The organism is bacterium (assembly GCA_040756715.1).
Classification (GTDB): domain Bacteria; phylum UBA9089; class UBA9088; order UBA9088; family UBA9088; genus JBFLYE01.
Genome location: JBFLYE010000063.1, coordinates 1 through 5,400 on the forward strand (window position 1 = coordinate 1; position 5,400 = coordinate 5,400).

Here is a 5,400-nt window from a genome sequence, read left to right on the forward strand (position 1 = left end):
TAAAACTTAACCTTCAATTCAAAATTCAAAATTTAGAATTCAAAATTTCTTAAAAGGTGGATGAATTTTTAAACAGATAAACACACACTATCTATTTTTGCACTAAGTGATGGAAGATACTATATGTTTCTTCTTTCCCTAAAGAGGCTTATAAGACATAGATTGGCAATGATTTCTTTAGGAATCCTTGGCTTTCTCTACATCCTTGCCATATTCGCCGATTTCTTTGCTTGCTATCATTATGACTATGAAAAAAGGGATAAAGCATACCATCCACCTGTTAAAATTTATTTTATTAAAGATGGAAAAATAACATTTCCCTTTGTCTATGAATATAAAATGACTTGGAAGAATTACAAGAGGGTATGGCTTCCCGACAAAACAAAGCCCTATTTTCTAAAGCTATTCTTTAAAGGAAGGCTATTTGGGGTAGAAGAACCTGCAATGCTTTATCTTTTAGGCTCTGATTGGAATGGAAGGGATATATTATCAAGGCTTATATATGGTGCAAGAATCTCATTATCTATTGGCATAATTGGCGTCCTTATTTCCTTCTCATTAGGCCTTCTTATGGGAGGCATATCAGGCTATTTTGGAGGATGGATAGATACAGCAATTATGAGAACTGTTGAACTTATTATGAGCTTTCCCGCCTTTTATTTGTTGCTTAGCTTAAGGGCAATATTCCCTTTAGACCTTCCCTCCTACCAGGTTTATATTATGATTGTTGTAATCTTAAGCTTCATTGAATGGGGAGGGATTGCAAGGATAATAAGGGGGATGGTTTTGTCAATAAGGGAAAAGGAGTTTATCCTGGCAGAAAAGGCATTGGGTGCATCATCTTTAAGGATAATTCTCTCCCACATCCTTCCAAATACCCTTTCATATGTCATTGTCGCTGCAGGACTCTCTATTCCATCATATATCCTTTCAGAATCTGCCCTATCTATGATCGGGCTTGGAATAAATGAGCCCTGGCCCTCTTGGGGAAATATGCTCTCTCGGGCAATGGATTATTCTGTTTTATCCTCCTGCTTTTGGATATTATCACCGGGCTTTCTTATCTTTGTTTCTGTCCTGTCATTTAACCTTTTATCTGATGGCTTAAGGGATGCCTTTGACCCAAGGGCTATATTTTAAGAAAGGTAAGAAAAAATACCTTTATGAAAGGATCTTCCCTCACTTAGTGCAAAAATAGATAGGGTTTATGTTTATTTAAGAAATTTTGAATTCTAAATTTTGAATTTTGGATTGAAGGTTAAGTTTTATAAAATTTTTCCCCTTTTAATTCAAAATTCAACATTCAAAATTCAAAATTTTATAAAGCGTTATGGAATTAACTATATAATCCTTATTCCTCCCTTAATGCATCAGAAAGGGAAATTTTTGAGGCAAAGAGGGCTGGATACACAGAAAAAATAATAGAAAGAATAAAGGAAGAAAAAGAAATCCAGAGAATAGAATGTGTAGAAATGGCAAAGGGAAGGGAGGAGATATAATAGACATCCCCTGGAAGCTTAATAAGAAAGGGGATAAACTTTCCAATTAAAAGCCCAAAAGAGGTTCCCATGGTTGTTCCCAAAAAACCAATTATTCCTCCCTCAATAAGGAAGATCAAGGCAATTGAGGCTTTTCCTGCTCCAAGTAGCCTCAATATCCCAATTTCCCTCTTTTTCCTTATAATGGTTATGGTTAATAAAGAAAAGAGGGAAAATAAAGAAACCAAAAGGATAATTAAGAGGATAATTGCCATTACCTTTTTCTCAAGCCTTATTGCATCAAAGAGGCTTTTATTAAGCTCATTGTATGTCCTTATTAAAAGCTCCTTTGGTAGCATTCTACACAGCCTCTCCTTTACCTCCTCTGCTTTTGAGACATCCGATAATTTTATCCCTATCCCAGAGACACCCTCAATTCCAAAGATTCTCTTTGCCGAGAATAGGGTTATATAGGAAATAGAGCTATCTACATCATACATTCCCGAGGTAAAGATTCCACAAACCCTAAAATCAAAAGCCTTTGGCATTGCCAGGTCCTTTGCTGTAATTAAAGAAACAGAGTCGCCAATATTAGCTTGGATATTAAAGGCAAGCTCATTTCCAAGAAGAATAGAATTTTCATCTTTTAAATTCTCTCCACTTATCTCTATTCCCTCTGGTTTATCCAGACCTAAAACAATCCCGCCCGATGCTGTTTTTCCCTTAAATATTGCCTTTTGTTCAATATAGGGAAAGATGCTTGTAATCTTAAGATCCTCTATTCTTTGCAAGATTTCCTCGTAATTCTCAATGTAGTTCTCAATATGGGTTATTCTAATATGGGGGGATGTTCCCACAATCCTTTTTTTAAGCTCTCTTTCAAACCCATTCATTACGCCCAAGACAACAATTAAAGAGGAAACACCAAGGGCGATTAAGAAAATGGAAATAAGGCTAATAATAAAAAAGATTCTTTCCCCTTTTTTTCCAAAGATATTTCTTAAGGCAATGAGGAATCTAAAATCCAAATTTCAAGTCCATTCTCTTTATATGGAGAAGGCGATCTCCTAGCATATCAACAGCAGCTTGAGACTGCTCAAGGACTATATAGCCTATTAAAGGCTCATAAAAGCCATCTTCTGGTTCCATATCCACAAAAACAACCTCGCTGTAAATCTTCCGAAATCCCTCTATTTGAATCTCTACAGGGCCATAAATTTTACCCTTAATTGTAGCTTGAGTAGCTGTTTCTAATTCTACCTCTTCAATTAAATTTATAGTATCTTCCATTACTTAGTGCAAAAATAGATAGGGTTGTGTTTATCTGTTAAAAATTCATCCACCTTTTAAGAAATTTTGAATTCTAAATTTTGAATTTTGAATTGAAGGTTTAAGTTTTATAAAATTTTTTCCCTTTTAATTCAAAATTCAACATTCAAAATTCATAATTTTATAAAGTTTTCCTTAAGATTATCTAAACACATACATTTTGTAAAGCGTTATGGAATTAACTATAATTCTCCTAGCCTTTCTTTCCATACACTTGGAAGAATCATATAAGCTGCACCTGTATCTACCAGAGCATCGCACTGGAGAGATTTTTCTGGATTTACTGCATTAGTAATCCTTAATGAGGTAACAATTCTTCCCATTGTTTAAGTATTTCTGGAAAGGGTTTTGGATAATAGAGGGGTTTGAAAAGAGAGGTAAGTTTGTCTGTATTATCTACCTTAAGCAGCTTAAAGATTTCTAAAAATTTCTCGCTTAATTTTTCCCTTATATTTTTCTTTATCTCCTCATCTAGCTCAAAGAATTCCTTTTTAAATGGGCCAAAGCCCTTTTTCCTTGTTTTGTAGAGAAATTGGGTTTCTGTCTCTTCCTCCTTCATCTCTTTCTTGCAGGCTTCCTTTAGGTAGCTATAAATTTTTTCCCTAAAGTCATCTGGGATAAGGTTATAGACCATATTCTGAAATTCTGTGGCAAGGTGAACCTCACATACATCTGTTTCTGGAAATTTATTGAAGAGCTCAAGAGGAAGGGTTGATGCACCATGCTGGACAGTGCCAGCCAGCTTATATTCCTTTGAAACCCTTGAGAGGACATCTAATGTATTAAAATCAAGCTTTACATCAGCTACGCCGCCAGAGGGAAGGGGAATTCCTCCATGAACCGTGCCTGTTTGAACCGCCATTTTTGAAATGCCGATATTTATCCCACGCTTTTTAATTTCTTCAAGATAGCCCCTCATATATTCCCTTAGCTCCTCTTCGTTTGAATTTTTCCCCCCTATTTCACCTATTTCTCCACCCAAAGAGACATTTATCCCTTTTGGCTCAATCTTTCTTATATATTCTGTAAGCTCTGCGGCAGATGTAAAATTATTCCTTTGCTGCTCATAAACATTTGGCTGGGAAAGGTCAACCAGAACAGATGTATCAAGGTCTATATTGTAAAATCCAGCCTCGATTACATCCTTTATTAAAGCCTTTACATTCTCTATATCCTGTGGAATTTTCCTTCTTATCTGGAAGTGGTCTCCCTGAATAAATACGGGAAAAGATATACCCTCCTTTATCCCTGCCCCTATAATTGATGTAGCATATTCATCGCCTGACTGCTCGGTATATTCCATCTCACTCCTTGCAATCTCAAAGATAAAGAGAAAGGAATTAGCAATTTTAGAAGCAGAGAATACAGCCCTTGCTGTATCATAGGTAAGGCCCCTGATATTAATTGCAGGAACAGTAATGTTTGGAAATTTCCCTTCACCCTTTTCAGCATAGAATGGATATATGGATGATGGGATTATTCCAAGGTTATAACCTATCTCCCTGATAAGCCACCGAGATGCACTTTTTATTGAGGTGTCTTCATTAAAGAGGCTGTTATAGACAAGGGAATCAATGAGCTCATTCCTTATGGCTTCAATATCCAAAACAGTTGCCCTTTCCCCTTTTATCCCTATTTTCCCTAAAATAGCCTCTAAAAATCCTTTTTTATCGTAGGTTTTATTCATAATTACAAAGTATACCTTAAAAGAAATATTTTTGTCCATTACCTTTTTTATAACAATAAAAAATTTCTTGAAAAATTTTCTTGCAAAAGTTTGTTGTCAAGTTTCTATCTATAATTTATAATCTATGCAAGCATCTTTAGTTAAACAGAAAGAAAAGCATATCTTAAAAGAGAAAGAAGAATTGGGTGGTAATTTGGACATTCAACCCCTCTGATGAATTAATCGTAAGGAAAAGTATAAATTTAAAGGCAGGAGCCTTAAAAAAGGGGCTAAATAAATTGGCTTAATGGCCAAAGCCCTAGGTTGAAGATTAAGTTTTTTAGTTTAAGTTTTTATTTTGCTATGCCAAAGATTAAAATATGTGGGTTAAGAGAGAAAGGGGATGTAGAGCTTGCGATAAAACTTGGCGTAGATGCCTTAGGTTTTATATTTTATAAAGGCTCTCCAAGGTTTATAGAGCCAGAAAGGGCAAAAGAAATAATAAAAGAAATTTCTCCATTTACCACAACGGTTGGCGTCTTTGTTGATACTGACATCCAAGAGATAAAAAAGATTGTGGCATATTGCGGAATAGATATTGTCCAATTACATGGAGATGAGCCATTTTCCTATTGCCTTGAATTTCCCAGGGTTATTAAGGCATTTAGGATAGAGGGCGATAAAGATATAGAAAAGATAGAGAAATACAGAGGGATAACCTGGCTTATTGATAAAAAAGAAAAGCCCCATTGGGAAATTGGAAAGCAATTAGCAAAAAAGGGAAGGGTTATTTTATCGGGTGGGCTTAACCCAGAAAATATCAGAGAGGCAATAGAAATTGTTTCACCCTATGCGGTTGATGTAAGCTCAGGGATTGAGGAAAACCCAGCGAAAAAAGACCATAAGAAGATGGAGGACTTTGTAATA

6 protein-coding genes are annotated in these 5,400 nt (G+C 35.5%); 2 read left to right on the forward strand and 4 right to left on the reverse strand.

The features are described from left to right. Positions 1 to 123 precede the first annotated feature (123 nt). Positions 124 to 1,140, forward strand: a complete 1,017-nt coding sequence (locus AB1397_02615) for an ABC transporter permease (GenBank protein MEW6481884.1) — start codon at positions 124 to 126, stop codon at positions 1,138 to 1,140. Between the two features lie 211 nt (positions 1,141 to 1,351). On the opposite strand, the gene AB1397_02620 is transcribed toward AB1397_02615, so the two are convergent. From AB1397_02620 to AB1397_02635, 4 genes are all read right to left on the reverse strand, one after another. Beyond that, the gene (locus AB1397_02620) at positions 1,352 to 2,506 is read right to left on the reverse strand and encodes an ABC transporter permease (GenBank protein ID MEW6481885.1); all 1,155 of its coding nucleotides are present in this window, start codon (positions 2,504 to 2,506) and stop codon (positions 1,352 to 1,354) included. Continuing rightward, on the reverse strand, positions 2,496 to 2,768 hold the full coding sequence (locus tag AB1397_02625) for a hypothetical protein (GenBank protein ID MEW6481886.1): 273 nt from the start codon (positions 2,766 to 2,768) through the stop codon (positions 2,496 to 2,498). Before AB1397_02625 ends, AB1397_02620 begins: the two co-directional genes overlap by 11 nt. 221 nt (positions 2,769 to 2,989) lie before the next feature. Further along, a complete protein-coding gene (locus tag AB1397_02630; protein MEW6481887.1) occupies positions 2,990 to 3,130 on the reverse strand; it encodes a hypothetical protein in 141 nt (46 codons plus the stop codon). Beyond that, positions 3,106 to 4,533 carry a class II fructose-bisphosphate aldolase gene (locus AB1397_02635; protein ID MEW6481888.1) on the reverse strand — a complete coding sequence of 476 codons (1,428 nt, stop codon included), beginning with the start codon at positions 4,531 to 4,533 and terminating at the stop codon, positions 3,106 to 3,108. Before AB1397_02635 ends, AB1397_02630 begins: the two co-directional genes overlap by 25 nt. A gap of 303 nt (positions 4,534 to 4,836) precedes the next feature. Here AB1397_02635 and AB1397_02640 point away from each other — a divergent pair. After that, the coding region (locus AB1397_02640; GenBank protein MEW6481889.1) for a phosphoribosylanthranilate isomerase at positions 4,837 to 5,400 on the forward strand (564 nt) is incomplete at its 3' end.

Coding starts and splice junctions, on each gene's coding strand:
- AB1397_02615 (MEW6481884.1), top strand. CDS start 124: ATGTTTCTTCTTTCCCTAAAGAGGCTTATAAGACATAGATTGGCAATG.
- AB1397_02625 (MEW6481886.1), bottom strand. CDS start 2,768: ATGGAAGATACTATAAATTTAATTGAAGAGGTAGAATTAGAAACAGCT.
- AB1397_02630 (MEW6481887.1), bottom strand. CDS start 3,130: ATGGGAAGAATTGTTACCTCATTAAGGATTACTAATGCAGTAAATCCA.
- AB1397_02635 (MEW6481888.1), bottom strand. CDS start 4,533: ATGGACAAAAATATTTCTTTTAAGGTATACTTTGTAATTATGAATAAA.